The organism is Geoalkalibacter ferrihydriticus DSM 17813 (assembly GCF_000820505.1).
GTDB lineage: Bacteria > Desulfobacterota > Desulfuromonadia > Desulfuromonadales > Geoalkalibacteraceae > Geoalkalibacter > Geoalkalibacter ferrihydriticus.
Genome location: NZ_JWJD01000005.1, coordinates 42,806 through 60,075, shown reverse-complemented (window position 1 = coordinate 60,075; position 17,270 = coordinate 42,806). Strand labels below are relative to the sequence as shown.

Here is a 17,270-nt window from a genome sequence, read left to right as displayed (position 1 = left end):
TTATCTCTCCTCGCGGGAGGTGAAACGTTTGACATAAGTCAGGCGATCATCGCCCGGCTTGTAGAAATCACGGATGCGTGATTCCTCAACATAGCCGGCCTGCTCGTAAAAGCGCCGGGTGCGCTGATAGTTTCCTTGCGAGGACGTTTCCAGACACACCAGGCGTCCGCCGCGGGCGCGCGCCTGCTCCTCCACATGCGACATCAGCTTTTGCCCGATGCCGTGACCTTGAGTCGTCGGGTCGACGGCAATCCAATACAGATCAAAGTTACCCTGAGTCAGGGGCACCGGCCCGAACAGCACATAGCCGGCGACGCGGCCCGCGACCTCGGCCACCGCCACCTCGTAATCCTGCTGGCTGTGATCATTGAGCACAATGCCGAGCAGCTCAACGGCCACACCCACTTCCTCTTCGCTGAACGCCCCGGTGGCTTCGAGAATCCGCACCAGATCGGGCACATCGGTTGCCTTGAGATTACGCACGAGCGACCTCCCTGCGTTGCGCGGCCATCTCCAGAACGCGGCGGATCAGTTGCGGATAGGTCATGCCCGCAACCCCGGCGCAACGCGCCAGGCCCGCATCCGGGGAGATGTCCGGATTGGCGTTGACTTCGAGAATATAGGGCACGCCGTCGCGCAAACGGATGTCGACGCGGGCGTAGTCGCGGCATTCCATGACCTTGTAGGCGCGCAGCGCCACGTCGCGCACCAGGATTGCATCGCGGCCCTTGAGATTGGCCGGACACAGGGGCTGAGTGCCCTGGTAGCCCTGCGACTGCTCGAGCCACTTGCCCTCATAGCTGACGATGGGACGCACCAGATCGGAATGAAAGCGGATTTCGGAGAGGGGCAGCACCTCGTGGGGGCCGTTGCCGATGACCGCGACGTTGATTTCGCGGCCCTCGATGAACTCCTCTACCAAAGCACCCTGGCGGTAGGTGCGATGCACGTAGTCGATGCGCGCCTTGAGCTCGCGCTCATTATCCACCACGCTCTCGTTGGAAATCCCCAGCGAAGCATCCTCGAAACGCGGCTTGACGATGAGGGGATAGGCCAGGTCGCGCACCCGCGGATACTGCTCGCCGAGCTTGACCAGCAGGTATTTGGGGGTGGGCAGCTGATGACGGCTGAGCAGATCCTTGGTGCGCGCCTTGTCCTGGGTCAATCCCAGGCACAGAGGCGCGGCCCCGGTGAAAGCCAGACCGAGCAGATCAAGCAGCGCCGCAACATGCATCTCCTTGCGGCTCTGGCCCCAGAAGCCCTCGCACAGGTTGAACACCAGCGCGGGCGCGGCGGCGCGCAGCGCGCCGACAAAGGGGGCGATGTCGTCTCCCAAAGCCACCAGCTGCGGCGCGTGGCCGAGTGCGCGCAGAGCTGCGGCGACCGCCTGGGCCTCGGCTTCGGCGCCTTCCTCGGAGATGCGATCGAGAGCTTCGCCCTGCACCAGTAGCGGCGGAACCCGGTTAAAGCTGACCGCGACTTTCACGGCACCCCCCTTGCGCGTGCAGATTGAGCCGCAGGGCTGCGGCATCGACCACGGCCAGGATCAGCTGGTCGTAAGACAGCCCGGCTGCTCGCGCCGCCTTGGGAAAGCAGCTGTTCTGCTCGGGGCGCGGCAGAATGCCGGGCAGGGGATTGAGTTCGATGATCTGCGGCAGTCCGCGCGCATCGAGGCGCACGTCGATGCGGCACCAGTCGCGACAGCCCAGGGCATGGAAGGCGCGCTTGCACAGCTCCTCGATCTGGCGGCGCAGCAACGGCTCAAGCTGCGCCGGACAGGTGAAGATCTGCAGGGGGTCGTGCTCCTGATCCCACAGCCACTTGGCCTCGTAGGAATAGATGGGATTCACCTCGGCGGGCAGGGCATCGAGATTGATCTCGACAATGGGCAGCACACGCAGCTCTGCGCCGTTGCCGATCAATGCCACGGTGAACTCGCGCCCGGGCAGAAATTCCTCGATGAGCGCCGGCTGGTTGTAGGTCTCCAGCACCCACTGCACCTGGCGCACCAGCTCACGCCGGTTGCGCACCAGCGCCTTGTCCGTCACTCCCTTGCTTGAACCTTCGAGGGTCGGCTTGACCATGGCCGGATAGGTGAAACGCGCAGGAATGTCGCCCAGGGATGCCACCACCACAAAGCGCGGCGTGGCGACGCGGTGATGACTCAGAATTTCCTTGGTGCGCCGTTTGTCGAGGCACATCCCCAGGGTCACCGGATCACTGCCCGTATAGGGCAGCCCCAGCATGTCGAGCAAGGCGGGAATCTGCGCCTCGCGGCTGACCCCGTGCAATCCTTCCGCGATATTGAACACCAGATCCGGGCGCAAAGCACGGTAGGTCTCAAAGGCGTTGAGGTCCGCTTCGACCAGGGTCACCTGGTGTTGCGAGCGCAGGGCGTCGGCCACCGCATTGATGGTATGGATGTCGTCCCACTCGGCGTAGATGTCGTCGGGAAGGCTGCCGGGAGGTTCCGAGGGGGGTTCGCCGGACGCATCCTGTACGTCTGGCGACTCTCCCTTCAGATTGAAGGAAAGCGCAATATTCATGGTCAACCCCTTTTGAAATAGCCAATCGCCTAAAATCCAGATCCCCTTGCGGGGGATGGCGGCAGCGTCTTCGGCACCGGTTAGCCAGGAGCGGCTTGCGGCTTAAAAGGGGTCAACTTTTCAGCGGGCACGTCTTGCGGGGTCCCGGTCCTGAACACTGACGCTTATTCGTCATATACTCCCAGCGCAAAACCCTGTCAACGGAAAAATTTTACTTTAAATTTAACGTTTGAAATCAATCGGTTGCAGCATGAAAAAAGGAGACCTTAGCCCCCTGTTCGACAGCAATTTTTTTTCAGCATTTGGACCGGCGCTTCCGGGCTCAAAATGCAAAAGCCGTGACCTCAATCCCAAGGGAACGAGATCACGGCCAATCGATGAGAAGTCGGCTTGCCGCGACCCCTCTTTTCCATTCCGTCAGCATGCTTGCCTTCGGCCATGACGGCTCTCCTTTCTGATTCTCTTCGTGCCCAGCCTTAGGGAAAAAAACTCTTTCTGTCCCCTCTCAGTATACCTCACTTGACGGCCCGATCACTGCGGGATCACCAATCTCGCTACGGATCTGGTTGCGGCAGCCAGCTGGTCCGCGATATACTTCCTTGCCGCAATCGCAGGCTCCCTGCAGAACCAAACCATCAAGCCAAGCTGGGCATTCAATCATGCATAAAATTAAAGTTTTTTCGTTCTGGCCGCTGCTTCTGCTGCTTCTGGCCCTGCCTCTCCCGGCAGCGGCCCATCCTCATGTCTGGGTGGACTACTCCGTTACCGTTGTCTTCAATGAGCAGGGATTGGAAGGGTTTCGCCTGCAATGGACTTTTGACGAGATATTCAGCGAGCAGATCCGAGAGATCGCCGAGTTGCAAGGCAACGCCCCCACACCGGAGCAGGCAGCCCGCATCAAGGCCGAGCTTTTCGACAACCTGCGGAATTATCAATATTTTTCCCAGGTGTGGATCGACGGACAGGAGTTTCGTGTGCAATTTGTGAGGGATTTCCAGGTTCGCTTCACCAACAACCAAGCCGTTTACGAGTTCTTCGTGCCCTGTACGGTAGCGGCCATCGCCACGCCCAAATCCGTTCGTTTCATGGCCAGGGACCCTGAGATCTTCGTCGACTTCACTTGGCACAGGGGCCAACCGGTACAGGTCGAACAGCCAGCAAACCTGCGCGTCGTGCATGAGCTGCGCGAGGATTCCTCATCGGAACTCTTCGGCACCCTATTCGCACCCCGCGCATTGCATCTGGAGTTCATGAAAGCGTCATGATCAATAAATCGGTCCTGGCTTTTTTGTGTTTGTGTGTGTTTCTCGTCGGCGCTCAGCAGGCCGCGCCGGGCCGGGCACAGAATCCCTTCCTGACGCCTTCCCAAAACACTGCGGAAGAACAGGCGGAGAGCCGCCGCAAACCGGCCACGATCAACCCTCTGCTGGTCAGGCTCAACGCCCTGCAACGCGACTTTCGCGAACACATGACCGGCTATGCCCGACAAATTCAGGAAAAGCCCACCGGCGGCACGACCCTGCGCTTTTTGGCCCTGACCTTTGCCTTCGGGGTGGTCCACGCGCTGGGGCCGGGTCACGGAAAATCCATCGTCTGCGCTTATTTTCTGGCGCGCCGGGGCACCCTCAGACAGGCGCTGCTCTTCGGTAACCTGATAACCTTCATGCACGTTCTTTCCGCCACCGCCGTGGTTTTTGCCCTCGCCCTGTTGGGACGAAAAACCAATATCTTCGCTTTTCAGGAGTTGGAGGGCGGACTGCAGCCCTTCAGTTATCTGCTCATCATTCTTATCGGAAGCTTTCTGCTGCTTAAGGCGGCCAAAGACATCCTTGCCCGGCGCAAGCCCGTATCAGAGCAAGCCCGTGCCGATGCCGACCGCACCAGCATGGCGGCTCTGTCCCTGTCGGCCGGCCTGATTCCCTGTCCCGGGGCGGCTCTCATTCTGCTCTTCACCTTAAGTCTCGATATTTTATGGGCGGGCCTGGCCGCCATGGTCGTCCTGGCCATCGGCATGGGCTTGACCAATTCCCTGGTGGGCATCATCACCCTGGGCTCGCGCGGCGCCGTCATGCGCCTGACTTCGACCTCCCCGCGGGTGTTCCGCACCACCTATGCCTTATTTGCCGTCGGCGGCGCACTGTTCATCGTGTTTCTCGGAACATCATTGTTGCTGGGAAGCGTTGGTTCGGCCGGAGCTCGGTTTTTTTAGTCCTTGTATAAAGTAGCAGGCGGGGCCCACCAGTTTCCGGCCATACTCTTTCCTGATGCATGGCCCCTGCACTCGTCGACAACAAATCAAGCATCCCGCTCCACAAGCGGCCGCAGCTGTACCAGAGTCGCACCCCATCCACCGCGGTCTTCCCCCGCAAAACGAAAAGCGACCACCTCCGGCAGCCGACCGAGAATGGCGTGCACCCCGCGCTGTAGTTTCCCCGAGCCTTTGCCGTGAATGATGCGGACATCGAGGATGCCACGCTTGCGGCATTCCGCAAAGTAATCGGGGATCAAATACCTGACATCAGCAGGGCGAAAGCTGTGCAGGTCAAGAATGCCGTCGATGGGCAAAACGACGATCTCAGGGATGCCAACCTCATCTTCACCAGACATGGTTTATGACCCTTCCGAGGGGGTTGCCGGTCTCATTTCATTTACTCTGCCGGCCCGGGTGTGCCGCCAACGCGCCTATTTGCGATCAGCGCGGAGCACACTCCCCACCGCCACTGACTCGAGAGAGTTTTCGCGGATCGGGATGATGATTTTTTCCGCGGGCAGGCCGTAGGCTTTGGCGGCCTGAACTGTTTTAGGTTGATCATAACATCTGAGGCGCGCGGCTTGGATGTTATGCTAAACTCTACTATAATGTGGCCTCATGCATAACTACCATCTGCCCCCAGGAAAGACCGCCATGCAAGACTCTGAAATGCCCAGAGAGAAACTTCTCGCGGAACTGGCGGCGGCGCGGCGCGAGATTTCGCGGCTGAAAGCCGAAGAGACGAAACACCAGCGGGTCGAGGAGGTCCTGCGCACGAGCGAGGAAAACTTTCGGCTGCTGGTGGAAAACACCGACGAACTCGTCGTCAAGGTCGACCCCGATGGAAAGTTTCAATTCGTCAGCCCCTCCTATTGCGCCCTGTTCGGCAAAACCGAGGAACAACTGCTCAACGAGCGCTTCATTCCCCTGGTCCACGAGGAGGATCGCGAATCCACCCTCGAGGCCATGGAGAATCTTTTCAAACCTCCCTACTCCGTTTATCTGGAGCAACGCGCACTGACGAAAAACGGTTGGCGCTGGCTGGCCTGGTCGGACAAAGCCATTCTGAATGAAAGGGGCGAAATCAGCGCCATTGTCGGTGTCGGTCGCGATATCACGGATCGCAAGCTGCTTGAAGAGGCTGAAAGTGAGTCACGCCGGCTCCTGCGCAATGTGCTGGATACGGTGCCGGTGCGGGTTTTCTGGAAGGATCTGGAGGGCCGCTACCTCGGCTGCAACCTGCCATTTGCCAGGGATGCGGGATTTACGTCGTCCGAGCAGATTATCGGCAAACTTGACTTTGATCTGAGCTGGATTGAGCAGGCCGAATTGTATCGCGCGGACGACCGCCAGGTCACGGAGAGCGGCGTCGCCAAGCTTGCTTATGAGGAGCCGCAAACCACCCCCGATGGCCAACGTATCTGGTTGCGCACCAGCAAGGCGCCGCTGCGCGACGCCTCCGGAAAAATCATTGGCATTCTAGGCACCTACGAAGACATCACCGACCACAAACGAGCGCAGGAAGCACTGATTGCGGCCAAAGAGCAGGCCGACGCCGCCAACCGCGCCAAGTCCGAGTTCCTCGCCAACATGAGCCATGAGATCCGCACGCCCCTCAACGGCATCATGGGCACCCTGCACTATCTGCAAACCACGTCACTCAACCCCGATCAGAAACAATTCACGCAAATGGCCATCACCTCGGCCGAACGACTGACCCGCCTGCTTTCGGATATTCTGGACATATCCCGCATCGAGGCCGGCAAGCTTGAAATCATCGAAGCTGAATTCAACCTCAAAAACCTAAGCGATTCCGTGGCGGGACTCTTCGCGGTCACCACTCGCGACAAAGGCGTCGACCTTCAATGCACCCTGGACTCCAGCGTCCCTGTCTACCTCAAAGGCGATGAGGCGCGCCTGCGCCAGATTCTTTTCAACCTGGTGGGCAATGCCCTCAAATTCACTGATTCTGGTCGGGTCAGTCTTGAAATCAAGCCTTTCCTCGCCGACGACACCCTAGAACCGCAAATCCTGTTCCAGGTGACCGACACCGGGATCGGCATTCCCGAAGAGCGCCTGCACGATCTTTTTCAGCCCTTCTCACAAGCCGGGTGCGATCCCGCCCGCAATGACCAGGGCGTGGGGCTGGGACTCTCCATCGTCAAGCGCATTGTTGACCTGATGGGTGGCCGCGTCATGCTGGAGAGTCGGGTCGGACGGGGCACCAGAGTACAGGTGATTCTCCCCTTCAAGTTTGCCGACAGGCCCGATCAAAAACCTCAACCCGTGGGCGCCACAGCCCCGAATCAAGCAGGCGATTGCTTAACCCTGCTGCTGGCCGAAGACAACCCCGTCAACCGGCTCGCCATGCAGAGATTATTGGAACTGGCCGGACATAAAGTCATTTCGGCAGGCAATGGCCGCCAAGCTCTGGAGCTTCTTGCTGAGCAGGATTTTGACTGTATTCTCATGGATGTGCAGATGCCGGTCATGAACGGCATCCAAGCGACCAGAACCATCCGCACCTCGCGGGAATTCGGCAACAAACGCGAAATCCCCATTATCGCCATCACCGCCTACGCCATGGCCGGAGATCGCGAGCGGTTGTTAGCGGCCGGGATGAACGCTTATCTGGCCAAACCCATAGATGTAAAAGCGCTCAAGAAGGTTTTGGCCAGGGTCACCGGAAACGACATTTAATCCGACACTCTAAGGGCTCGAAAAAATATTTGCATTTATAAATTTCAAACGGCCTGCAAACAGGTTAGACTGCGTCATTTTAATCAGACCTACACCATCAAGGATCACCATGACCGAAGAGACACTCCCCACCTTTGCCGAGCTTGAACTGGCGCCCGCCATCGCCCGGGTCATCGACGAAATCGGCTACGAAAGCCCCTCGCCCATCCAGGCGCGCAGCATCCCGCCGCTGCTGGCGGGACGCGACCTTCTCGGCCAGGCGCAGACGGGCACCGGTAAGACCGCCGCCTTTGCCCTGCCGCTGCTCAGCCGCATCGACCCAGCTTTGAAAAGTCCACAGATTCTGGTCCTGACGCCGACTCGCGAGCTGGCTCTGCAAGTCGCCGAGGCCATGCAGACCTATGCGCGGCATCTCAAGGATTTTCATGTCTTGCCCGTCTACGGCGGGCAGAACATGGGCCAGCAACTGCGCATGCTCGCCCGCGGCGTGCAGGCGGTGGTCGGCACCCCGGGACGCATCCAGGACCACCTGCGGCGCGGCACCCTGCGCCTGGACCGCTTGATCGGCGTGGTCGTCGATGAGGCGGATGAAATGCTCAAGATGGGTTTCATCGATGAGGTCGAGCAGATTCTTGAGCATACTCCGGCGCACAAGCAGGTTGCGCTGTTTTCTGCGACCATGCCCAAGGAAGTTATGCAGGTCGCCCGCCGCCAGCTCAAGGATCCGGTAGAAATCCGCATCAAGGCCAAAACCGCGACAGTCGACACCATCGCCCAAAGATTCTGGCAGGTCAAAGGTCTACACAAGCTCGATGCCCTCACCCGCATTCTTGAGGCCGAGGAGATCGAGGGGATGATCGTCTTCGTGCGCACCAAGACCGCCACCGTGGAGCTGGCGGAAAAACTCGAAGCGCGCGGCTTCTCCAGTGCCCCCCTGAACGGCGACATGACCCAGGCGCTGCGGGAGAAAACCGTCGAGCGGCTCAAAAGCGGCAGCCTCGACATTGTCGTCGCCACCGATGTCGCCGCGCGTGGTCTCGATGTCAAGCGCATCAGCCATGTCATCAACTACGACATCCCCTATGACACCGAAGCCTATATCCACCGCATCGGCCGCACCGGCCGCGCGGGTCGCGAGGGCAAAGCGATTCTGTTTGTCGCGCCGCGGGAAATGCGCCTGCTCTCCGCCATCGAGCAGGCCACGCGCCAGCCCATCACCTCCATGAGCCTGCCGACACGCAAGGATATCACGGATCGGCGCATCGGCCTGTTCAAGGAGCAGATCGCCACGGCCATGGAATCCGAAGATCTGGAATTTTTCGAGGAATTCATCGACAGCTATCAGAGCGAATACGATGTCGGCCTGCGCCGCATCGCCGCCACTCTCGCCTACCTGGTGCAAAAGGATCGCCCCCTGCAACCCGAAGGCGGCCTGGCCGAAGAAGTCGTCGCACCCGAGCAGCCGTCCCGTTCCCGCCCGGCGCGCCCCAGAGAGGCACAGGATGCCGACAAGCAGCGCTACCGCATCGAGGTCGGCCGTGCCCACAAAGTTGAGCCGGGCAATATCGTCGGCGCCATCACCAATGAGGCCAACCTCAGCAGTCGTGATATTGGCCAGATCAAAATCTTTGATTCGTTCAGCCTGGTCGATCTGCCGCGCGACCTCCCGGCCGATATCCTGCGCCATCTCCAGGGGGTGTGGGTGTGCGGTCAGCGCCTGCAACTCAGCGAGGACCGGGGCGCGGGACAAGCGTTGCAGGGCAAGCCCCCCAAGCGCAGACCTTACGGCAAGGGTGGCGACCAACGGCCCTTCAAGCCGGGTCCGAAAAAACCGCCTTACAGCCGGCGGGGCCCCAAGACCGACAAGTAGGCGCAGGCGCCCTGGTCAAAAGTTCTCACTAATAAGGTAGAAATCACCCCGGATATGGACGAATTTTCTCTCAGCGGTCACGAATTCATCGAATTGCATAACCTGCTCAAAGTCACCGGCCTCTGTTCCAGCGGCGGCACGGCCAAGGCGTTGATTGCCGAGGGCCGCGTAAGTGTCGACGGGCAAGTGGAATTGCGCAAGCGGTGCAAAATCCGCAGTGGGCAAGTCGTGGATTTCGAGGGCAGGCAGATAACCCTGCGGTGAAGGCGCAAAAAGTTAAAAGCGCCCCCGCGCCACAGGCGGCAGGTCCGCAGGAATGAGGGGGCGCGGAGTGAGCCGTTCGGGCAGGCGCCTAGACAGATTCTCTGCAGAAATACACCGCACCCCTGACGCCGATTCGGCGCGCAACCCGTCTGCGCGAGGCCTCGCGTTATGCGCGCGATCCTCGCGGGGACCGCGCACAAAGTCCTTATTTACGCGGGTCGTCTTCGGGGTTCAAATATTTGATGCCCCAGGGGCCGGTGCCGTGAAGTTGGATGATGGTTTCCTCTTCCGTGTAGCCGAACATCGGCGCTCCCGGCGGCATGATGGCGACTCCACCCGGTTTGAGCGCCAGAGTTCTCGTCCGGTCGAAGGTCTCGCCATGGGCGAAGTGCAGAGTACCGGAGAGCACCGTGACCCGCTCATAGGCCGGATGGACGTGGGGCGCAAGACGGTAGTCGGCGGGAAGCTTCAGACGGAAGGTGAACGGAGCCTCCTGGCTTAAATCACCCTCGATGATGGTGATTTTTGCACCTGGAGCCATGGAGGCGATGTCGCCCCATGCCAGGTCGGAGGCGTTCAGCAGAACGTGCCCTTCGCCGTGGTAAGGCACCTGGACTCTGTCTTCCGCCACGCCACCGGAAGCCGCCAACAAGACGAGCGTTGCGATGATAAAGATACGCTTTAACATGGAACATCCTCCTTTCCTGGTCTTCTTTCCAAACCCTGAATCCGTGAGATCCGGTTTCAAAATAACTGTTCAACACGCACCGCAACCTGCGGCGCGACTGGCTGGCGCAGTTGGATAGCCAGGGTTCAAAAAACCTTCTCTGTTTGAATCCTACCTTTGAATAAAGACTACGCAAGCAGGGATACCGAAAAGAGAGGGATCCAGCTTCACCCTTGATTTTCTCCTGAAATCACCCAAGATTCTTCTCCTCGCCGCAGTCATGATCAATTTATTCTTTGTTTTTTGGGCCATTATGCTGTTCCGACATCCGAACATCCTGCCTGTCGTCAATCTGCCATTTCTCCAAAAAGCGGTAAAATAGAGTTAGCCTTTAACGAAAACCTTCTCCCTGGGGAGGAAGAAAATGGCAAACCTCTGGGCCAAGGGATCGAAATTATTTTTTCTGGCAGTGATCATCGGGGCGGCGATCCTCGGGGCATTCAAGGCCGTTTACCCTGCGATCGCAACCTCCGAGGTGTTGGGCGTGATCGTTTTGGTTGCTGTGGGTCTGGCTTCAGCACTCAATTACTTCTGGGGGCGGCGACAGGCCAACAGGGGCGCCGGGCAGAAAAAGGAGTAAAAAATCATGACCGGAAAAGCAGCCCACCTGCTCAAGACGGTACTCACTGTATTGGTCATTCTCTTGCTTAGTGCTTGCCCGCAGATCGAGCGTGCGGAAGAGCCGCGCGAACCCCCTGCCGCAGAAAGACCCGAGGAAGCGCCGCCGCCCATGGCGGCGCCTGAACCTCCGCCCACGCGCGGCGATGAACCCGGTATCAGTCGGCATGCCTGGGACCTGCTGACACATATGGACGCTGAAGAGCAGGGCTTCGGCATGTACACCTATGTGCTGTTTGCGCGGCGCGTCGATCGGCCCGGCCTTGCCGCTGATGTTGAGCAGCGCTATGAAAAAATTCTCGAGGCGATCACGGGAACAACCCTGGGGCTGCCGGAACTGGGGGAAATGACGTCTCGCCAGAAAGAGGAGACCAATCTGCTCTATGTTCCCGCCCTGGCGCCGGGGCGGGAGTTGCGCCTGGCGAACTACAATTCACCCCTGGCGCTGCGCTATCTTGCAGAAATTGCCCGCCTGTGCCGCGACGACAATCCCGAAATTGCCGAGCGCCTCGAACAGCGGCCAGGCCCTTTTCTGATTACCCTGTCACAGCCCCTCGGGCAGATCGGGGCGGCGCCGGTCAATCTGCTTTATGCCGATCTCTCGAGCACCCATACGGCCGCGATAAATGAAGTAGTTACGGCCTACAAGGCCCGCCTGACGCGCGAGCCGGTTGCTGAGATCGAACGATTCGTGTCGCTGCGCACCGCGCTGCTCAATCTGGTCCTCAACGCCGATGCGAACCTGCGCCTGGTGAAAGTCGCCCTGGCCGAGTGGGTTCCACAATAGGCGCGTGTTTTCATCTTTGCCGGCGCATGCCTGCCGCCACGGCAAAATCCAGACAGCTCGTGCGGGCCAGGGGGACGAAAAGAAAATCGCCCCCTTCGTGACCCGCTTGATGAGTCGTTGCATCCAGGTCAGGGTCGTACGCGCCAAAACCGACCAACCGCCTGCTGCCGCCAACGAGGGCTTTCGCTCGGGCGACGTTTCGCGATCTCCGGACCGCCAATATAGATTCTGCCGCGCTCCCCTCAATTGCAGCAAATAAAAGAAAGCAGTTCTAGTGAAAAATTAATTTTCCCGCTTTCGTTGCAAAAGAAAGACAACCTGATATTAATTAGAAAAGATGAAAAATGTTCTTGTTTCAACAGTTAACGAAAAGAGGCAATTATGCTCGGGTGGGCGGGCATGTTTTTCATTATCGCGACATCGCGGCAGTGACAGGGGAGGCAAAACGTGGAAACAATTCTTGGGATCATTATTTTAATCGCTGATATCTGGGCGATCATTCAGACGATTCAAAGCTCCGCAACGACCGGCATGAAAGTTCTCTGGGTGCTCATTATTCTCCTGCTGCCTCTTATCGGCTTGATTCTGTGGTTTTTCCTCGGGCCGAAAGCGCAGAAGGTTTAAGTCGGGCAACCTGAGAAGAGGCCGCCTCATCAGCGTTCCTCTCCCACCTAGCCCCGCAGCGCGCCCTGCCACAAGCCGGTGAAAAAATTGCGCGCATTGGTCCCGATCACGCGATTGCGATAGCCGCCTTCCTGCACGACCAGGGTCGGCAGCTTGAGAGCACCGATGGCACGACCGACGCGTTCGAAGTCACGTGCCGCCAGACTCCAGGTGCCGGTGGGATCGCCCTTGGCGGTATCCAGACCGAGACTGACCACCAAATACGCCGGGCGAAAGCGGACGATGCGCTTGAGTGCCTTATGCAGCGCCTCCAGGTACTGATCGCCACTGATCTGCTCAGCCAGGGGCAGATTGAAGTTGAACCCCCGGCCCTCACCCTCCCCGGCTTCATCCTCAAAACCGCTGAAATAGGGATAGGCAAAGCGCGGGTGGCCGTGGATGGAAACGGTGAGCACATCGGCGCGCTCGTAGAAGATGACCTGCTGGCCGTTGCCGTGGTGGTAGTCGATATCGAGAATGGCCACCGGACCGTGAGCGCTGAGCAACTGCGCGGCCAGGGCGGCGTTGTTGAAATAGCAGAAGCCGCCGAAAGCACGCCGCTCGGCGTGGTGGCCGGGCGGGCGCACCAGGGCGTAGGCCAGGCGATAGCCTTCGAGGAGCAGATCGGCGGCGGTCAGGGCGCAGTCCACAGAGCGCTTGGCCGCCAGCCAGGCGTTGCGGTTAAGCGGGGTGAAGGTGTCGATGCAGAAGTAGCCGGCGCGCACCGCCAACTCCACGGGAGGACGTGCCGCGTTGCGGATGGGGAACACATAGGGATAGACGGATTTACCTTCGGGCAGATTGCGGCACACCCGCTTGAAGTATTGCACGTAATCAGGCGCATGGACGCTGGTGAGAAAGCGTTCGGAATATTCGCGCGGCGGCACGGCCTCGAAAAGGCTGGTCGCTTCCAGAGCGCGCAGAATGGTGCGGATGCGCACCGGCGACTCGACATAGCCGCGCTCACGGACGTGATGAATGGCATGGCGATCGTTGACCACCAGGGCAATACGGCGCGTCCGTGCCTCGCGCGACAGAACGGCCGTTTGCGGTTTTTTCACATAGCGTGTCGGACGCAGCCGGATCGGATCGTCGCCGAAAGAATCCACCACCATCTGAATGTAGCCCGGTGAGCAGAGATGGCCGTAGCGTCGCTCGAGAATAGCGCGCACGATGGCCCGCGCCTGATCGCGAGATAGCAGACCGGGCTGGCCGAGGGGATCGAACACCAGGTAGGGGGGATTGTCGTCTCCCGGCTTGAGGGGCGTTTCGTAGGCGGTGCCGATGATGGGCAGGGCGCCGTATTTTTCGTAAAATCTGAGCCGTGCCTGGTTCTGCTTGAGGATTTTTTCATCGCGGCACAGAGCCGCGTCATCGGGCAGGCATTCAAAAAAAATCCCCACCGCTCCCAACTCCCGGGCCTCTTCGCGCACATGTTCGTAGAGCGCACCACCGATGCCGCCGCCGGTGGTCGTCCGGGCGGCGGAGATATAGTCGAGATAGGCGAATCTGAGCTCCGCATCGTAGGAGAGCAAGGCAAACCCGCGCACCTGGCCGCGTTGGTTCTCGGCGACATGGAGAATGGTGCGAAAGCCGTGTTTGAGAGGATTACGCAACAGCTCGGGAATTTTTTCGATGTCTGCGGGATTGAGGTCGGGAAACTGATCGCGCAGGATCTGCTGCGCCTGGGCGATGGCATCGCGGTTGATGGGGCGCAGGTCATCGTAGATGCGACGGATGCGGAACATGGGGGTTGTCTCCGGAAGAAGTTGTCAGGGATTGCGCGCCGGCTTGTTCATCCGGTGCGATTCAATCATCCCCCTTGAGTTCCATTCAATATCAGATTGTCGTCCATTTCCACCACAAAGGTGCAACCGCCTCCCGGAGTCTCCTCAAGCCAGGCCGTCCCGCCATAATGCCGCGCAACCTTCAGAACGATGGCCAGCCCGATGCCGCTGCCCCGCTGGTCGCGACTGGCAGGGCCGCGATAAAAGGCATTGAACACCCGCGCATGTTCTTCGCGCGGAATGCCCACCCCGTGATCGCGCACGACAAAACGCGCCCAGCGGCCACGACGCTCGGCACTCACTTCAACGGGGGCGCCCTGAGGCCCCGCATAGCGCAGAGCATTACCGATGAGGTTGGACAACACCTGGTGCAGATGGGTGCGGTGAATGCGCACGGCGGGCCAACAATTTTGCAAGCTCACCAGCGTGCGTACCTCGGGGAATTCACCGGCGAGGGCGTCAAGAACTCCAGCCAACACCTGCTCGACCCCTTCAAACTCTTCCGGAAGCTCGCCATGGCCGATACGGGCGAGGTTGTGCAGGTCGTCGATCAAGCGGTTCATTTTCTCACCCTGCGCCACAATATCCGCGAGCATACCGCGGGCGCGATCGTCCAGCCGCTCGCCATAGCGAAGGTTGAGGAGCTCGGCATAGCCGATGATGGGCACCAGGGGGGTGCGCAAATCATGGGAGACCATGTAGGAAAAATCTTCCAACTCCTTATTGGCGCCTTCCAACTCGGCGTTGATGCGCTTCAATTTTTCGGTGCGCACCGCCACCAGATCCTCCAGGTGCTCGCGGTATCTGCGCAGTTCCTCCTCGACGCGCTTACTCTCGGTCAGGTCCTGCAGAGAGCCGGACATGCGCCGCGCTCGGCCCGTACTATCCCGCACCGCCATGCCGCGCGCCCATAGCCAGCGCACCTCGCCCGCGCAGGTGAAGACGCGCGCCTGCACATCGAAAGGGCCCTCGCCCTTTTGCAGATATTCATCAAGGATTGCGCGCACACGCGCGCGATCTTCGGGATGGACACGGTCCATGAGCAGAGGCAGGGTCGCCTCGATCTCATGGGGTGCATAGCCCAGCATTTCAAAGGTGCGGGGCGACCACCACAGCGCGTCGCGGCTGGTGTCGGGCCAGTCCCACAACCCCTCGCGGGAACCTTGCACGGCCAGATCGAAGCGCTCCTGGCTTTCACGCAGATCGCGCAACAGCAGCAGGGTGCTGAGGCCGTCGGCGATGCGGCGGGCCAGGCCTTCAAACAAGGCCTGTTCGTCCCGGGTCCAATCCCGGCGGTGGGAGCACTGGTGCATGCCGAGCATCCAGGGCCTGCCGACCCGGGGATAAAGGGCGATGACCATTTGCGAATGCACACCGAACTGCTCGGTCAGTTCGTAAAAAACCGGCGGATCGCTGTCAGCATCAAACACAACCGGCCCTTGCGCGGCCAGCGCCTTGGCGCAAATGCGATCGCCGCCCGGCTTCATCGGCACGTCCACATTCAGGGCATGGGCCCCCGGATACTCAGGGCGGGTAACTTCCATCGGGATGCGATAGGTCGGCGCCTGCGGGTCGCAGGGATAAAACAGCCAAGTACGGTCGCTGCCGAACATGCGCTGCACCGCAGTCAGCACCTCCCACAACATCTGCTCGGCGTCGTCGGAGGCGTGAATGATGCGGTTGACCTCATCCAGGCATTCCAGGAAGCGAACCTGGCTTTGGCACGCCTTATTCGTCATATTGCTCACGACAATCCTTCCATGGAACCCAAAAAAAATCAGAGAGACTTTTCGTCGAGGGTGCGCGAGACGTTCACTTTTATTCTAAATCCGAAACATAAAATGACAAACGAAATAACCTCGCAATCTACAATCTTGCTGGTCGTTGCAATCTGTGTTAAATTGCCGCCTTAGCTTGCCGTCCGCACTCTCACGCCGGAGGATTTGCTGCAATGGAATTGTCGATCCTGCCCCTCACTCAGCCGAAAGCGCGTCCCCGGGATGAAAACGCCCTGGCCTTCGGCAAGACCTTCAGCGACCGCATGTTCGTCATGGAATATGCCACCGCGAAGGGCTGGCATGGGGCGCGCATCGCGCCCTACGGGCCCTTTTCCCTCGATCCGGCGGCGGCGGTACTGCACTATGCCCAGGAAATCTTCGAAGGCCTCAAGGCCTTTCGCTGCCAGGATGGGCGCATCGCCCTGTTTCGCCCGACGGACAACGTCAAGCGCTTCAACCGCAGTGCCGACCGCATGTGCATGCCACGCGTCGACGAGGCGTTTTTTCTGCAGGCCATCAAAGAACTGGTGCGCCTGGAGGCCGATTGGGTGCCGCGCAGCGAAGGCACCAGCCTCTACATCCGTCCGACCATGATCGCCACCGACCCCTATCTGGGCGTCAGACCTTCGGACACCTACCTGTGCTACGTAATTCTCTCACCGGTGGCTGCCTACTACAAGGGTGGCTTCAGTCCGGTGAAGATCTGGATATCCGACGAATTCGTGCGCTCCGCCCCGGGCGGCACCGGCGAGGCCAAGACCGGCGGCAACTACGCCGCAAGCCTGCGCGCCTCCATGGAGGCGGCCAAGCTCGGCTTCGATCAGGTCCTGTGGCTTGATGCCGTACACCGCAAGTATGTCGAAGAGGTGGGCAGCATGAATATCTGCTTCTACCTTGACGGCAAGGTGGTAACCTCGCCCCTCAAGGGCACCATTCTCGATGGCATCACGCGCCGCTCGGTTCTGACTCTGATTCGTGATCTGGGCATCGAGGTCGAGGAACGCGCCCTTTCCGTGGAAGAAATCATGGAAGGCGCCGCCTCGGGCAGGCTGGTCGAGGCCTTCGGCACGGGCACCGCCGCAGTTGTTTCGCCGGTCGGCCAGCTCACCTACCGCGATCGCACCATCGAAATCGGCGGCAACCAGGTGGGCGCGCTGACCCTGAAACTCTACGAAACCCTGACCGGCATTCAATATGGACGCCTGCCGGACCCTCACGGCTGGGTGGAAAAAATCTAGGCTTCGCCGAACGCCAAAATGTTATGCAATTGCCCGCGTGC

General features: G+C 59.8%; 16 protein-coding genes. 9 read left to right on the top strand and 7 right to left on the bottom strand.

Features of this window, described 5'->3' with window-relative positions; all coding sequences use genetic code 11:
• The 3 genes from GFER_RS12460 to GFER_RS12450 are packed head-to-tail and all read right to left on the bottom strand — an operon-like array spanning position 1 to position 2,546.
• The gene (locus GFER_RS12460; protein WP_040100020.1) at positions 1 to 483 is read right to left on the bottom strand and encodes a GNAT family N-acetyltransferase; all 483 of its coding nucleotides are present in this window, start codon (positions 481 to 483) and stop codon (positions 1 to 3) included.
• Positions 476 to 1,486, bottom strand: coding sequence for a D-alanine--D-alanine ligase family protein (locus tag GFER_RS12455; protein WP_052446371.1), 1,011 nt, complete (start codon positions 1,484 to 1,486; stop codon positions 476 to 478). Before GFER_RS12455 ends, GFER_RS12460 begins: the two co-directional genes overlap by 8 nt.
• Positions 1,464 to 2,546 (bottom strand): D-alanine--D-alanine ligase family protein, encoded by a 1,083-nt coding sequence (locus tag GFER_RS12450; protein WP_052446370.1) that lies wholly within the window; start codon positions 2,544 to 2,546, stop codon positions 1,464 to 1,466. The genes GFER_RS12455 and GFER_RS12450 overlap by 23 nt, the downstream gene beginning before the upstream one ends.
• A gap of 659 nt (positions 2,547 to 3,205) precedes the next feature.
• On the opposite strand from GFER_RS12450, the gene GFER_RS17815 reads away from it, so the two are divergent.
• Together GFER_RS17815 and GFER_RS12440 are read left to right on the top strand one after the other, a co-directional pair.
• Positions 3,206 to 3,811: a DUF1007 family protein gene (locus GFER_RS17815; protein ID WP_052446369.1), complete on the top strand. Its 606-nt coding sequence runs from the start codon at positions 3,206 to 3,208 to the stop codon at positions 3,809 to 3,811.
• Positions 3,808 to 4,755, top strand: a complete 948-nt coding sequence (locus GFER_RS12440; protein WP_052446368.1) for a nickel/cobalt transporter — start codon at positions 3,808 to 3,810, stop codon at positions 4,753 to 4,755. Before GFER_RS17815 ends, GFER_RS12440 begins: the two co-directional genes overlap by 4 nt.
• 86 nt (positions 4,756 to 4,841) lie before the next feature.
• Here GFER_RS12440 and GFER_RS12435 read toward each other — a convergent pair whose 3' ends face one another.
• Positions 4,842 to 5,153, bottom strand: a complete 312-nt coding sequence (locus GFER_RS12435) for a Smr/MutS family protein (RefSeq protein ID WP_040100019.1) — start codon at positions 5,151 to 5,153, stop codon at positions 4,842 to 4,844.
• Positions 5,154 to 5,451: 298 nt separating this feature from the next.
• Between GFER_RS12435 and GFER_RS17810 the strand changes: the two genes are divergently transcribed.
• The 3 genes from GFER_RS17810 (at position 5,452) to GFER_RS12420 (ending at position 9,631) form a co-directional block, all read left to right on the top strand.
• Positions 5,452 to 7,497, top strand: coding sequence for a PAS domain-containing hybrid sensor histidine kinase/response regulator (locus GFER_RS17810; protein WP_052446367.1), 2,046 nt, complete (start codon positions 5,452 to 5,454; stop codon positions 7,495 to 7,497).
• A gap of 109 nt (positions 7,498 to 7,606) precedes the next feature.
• A complete protein-coding gene (locus tag GFER_RS12425) occupies positions 7,607 to 9,367 on the top strand; it encodes a DEAD/DEAH box helicase (protein ID WP_040100018.1) in 1,761 nt (586 codons plus the stop codon).
• Positions 9,368 to 9,421: 54 nt separating this feature from the next.
• A complete protein-coding gene (locus GFER_RS12420) occupies positions 9,422 to 9,631 on the top strand; it encodes an RNA-binding S4 domain-containing protein (RefSeq protein WP_040100017.1) in 210 nt (69 codons plus the stop codon).
• A 205-nt stretch (positions 9,632 to 9,836) separates the two neighbouring features.
• Here the strand turns inward: GFER_RS12420 and GFER_RS12415 are convergent, their stop codons facing one another.
• Positions 9,837 to 10,319: a cupin domain-containing protein gene (locus tag GFER_RS12415; protein ID WP_040100016.1), complete on the bottom strand. Its 483-nt coding sequence runs from the start codon at positions 10,317 to 10,319 to the stop codon at positions 9,837 to 9,839.
• Between the two features lie 403 nt (positions 10,320 to 10,722).
• Between GFER_RS12415 and GFER_RS12410 the strand changes: the two genes are divergently transcribed.
• The 3 genes from GFER_RS12410 (at position 10,723) to GFER_RS18305 (ending at position 12,387) form a co-directional block, all read left to right on the top strand.
• Positions 10,723 to 10,938 (top strand): hypothetical protein, encoded by a 216-nt coding sequence (locus tag GFER_RS12410; RefSeq protein ID WP_040100015.1) that lies wholly within the window; start codon positions 10,723 to 10,725, stop codon positions 10,936 to 10,938.
• Positions 10,939 to 10,944: 6 nt separating this feature from the next.
• Complete coding sequence (locus GFER_RS12405; RefSeq protein WP_040100014.1) at positions 10,945 to 11,763, top strand: hypothetical protein; 819 nt, start codon at positions 10,945 to 10,947, stop codon at positions 11,761 to 11,763.
• Between the two features lie 447 nt (positions 11,764 to 12,210).
• A complete protein-coding gene (locus GFER_RS18305) occupies positions 12,211 to 12,387 on the top strand; it encodes a PLDc N-terminal domain-containing protein (RefSeq protein WP_074669570.1) in 177 nt (58 codons plus the stop codon).
• 47 nt (positions 12,388 to 12,434) lie between these two features.
• Here GFER_RS18305 and GFER_RS12400 read toward each other — a convergent pair whose 3' ends face one another.
• Both GFER_RS12400 and GFER_RS12395 read right to left on the bottom strand, forming a co-directional pair.
• Positions 12,435 to 14,174, bottom strand: coding sequence for a histone deacetylase family protein (locus tag GFER_RS12400; RefSeq protein WP_040100013.1), 1,740 nt, complete (start codon positions 14,172 to 14,174; stop codon positions 12,435 to 12,437).
• A 65-nt stretch (positions 14,175 to 14,239) separates the two neighbouring features.
• On the bottom strand, positions 14,240 to 15,952 hold the full coding sequence (locus GFER_RS12395; RefSeq protein ID WP_040100012.1) for a GAF domain-containing sensor histidine kinase: 1,713 nt from the start codon (positions 15,950 to 15,952) through the stop codon (positions 14,240 to 14,242).
• A gap of 212 nt (positions 15,953 to 16,164) precedes the next feature.
• Here GFER_RS12395 and GFER_RS12390 point away from each other — a divergent pair, with 212 nt between their 5' ends.
• Complete coding sequence (locus GFER_RS12390) at positions 16,165 to 17,229, top strand: branched-chain amino acid aminotransferase (RefSeq protein ID WP_040100011.1); 1,065 nt, start codon at positions 16,165 to 16,167, stop codon at positions 17,227 to 17,229.
• The last annotated feature ends 41 nt before the right edge of the window (positions 17,230 to 17,270 follow it).

Coding starts and splice junctions, on each gene's coding strand:
- GFER_RS17815 (WP_052446369.1), top strand. CDS start 3,206: ATGCATAAAATTAAAGTTTTTTCGTTCTGGCCGCTGCTTCTGCTGCTT.
- GFER_RS12410 (WP_040100015.1), top strand. CDS start 10,723: ATGGCAAACCTCTGGGCCAAGGGATCGAAATTATTTTTTCTGGCAGTG.
- GFER_RS12440 (WP_052446368.1), top strand. CDS start 3,808: ATGATCAATAAATCGGTCCTGGCTTTTTTGTGTTTGTGTGTGTTTCTC.
- GFER_RS12400 (WP_040100013.1), bottom strand. CDS start 14,174: ATGTTCCGCATCCGTCGCATCTACGATGACCTGCGCCCCATCAACCGC.
- GFER_RS12405 (WP_040100014.1), top strand. CDS start 10,945: ATGACCGGAAAAGCAGCCCACCTGCTCAAGACGGTACTCACTGTATTG.
- GFER_RS12425 (WP_040100018.1), top strand. CDS start 7,607: ATGACCGAAGAGACACTCCCCACCTTTGCCGAGCTTGAACTGGCGCCC.
- GFER_RS12435 (WP_040100019.1), bottom strand. CDS start 5,153: ATGTCTGGTGAAGATGAGGTTGGCATCCCTGAGATCGTCGTTTTGCCC.
- GFER_RS12420 (WP_040100017.1), top strand. CDS start 9,422: ATGGACGAATTTTCTCTCAGCGGTCACGAATTCATCGAATTGCATAAC.
- GFER_RS12415 (WP_040100016.1), bottom strand. CDS start 10,319: ATGTTAAAGCGTATCTTTATCATCGCAACGCTCGTCTTGTTGGCGGCT.
- GFER_RS17810 (WP_052446367.1), top strand. CDS start 5,452: ATGCAAGACTCTGAAATGCCCAGAGAGAAACTTCTCGCGGAACTGGCG.
- GFER_RS12395 (WP_040100012.1), bottom strand. CDS start 15,952: ATGACGAATAAGGCGTGCCAAAGCCAGGTTCGCTTCCTGGAATGCCTG.
- GFER_RS12390 (WP_040100011.1), top strand. CDS start 16,165: ATGGAATTGTCGATCCTGCCCCTCACTCAGCCGAAAGCGCGTCCCCGG.
- GFER_RS12450 (WP_052446370.1), bottom strand. CDS start 2,546: ATGAATATTGCGCTTTCCTTCAATCTGAAGGGAGAGTCGCCAGACGTA.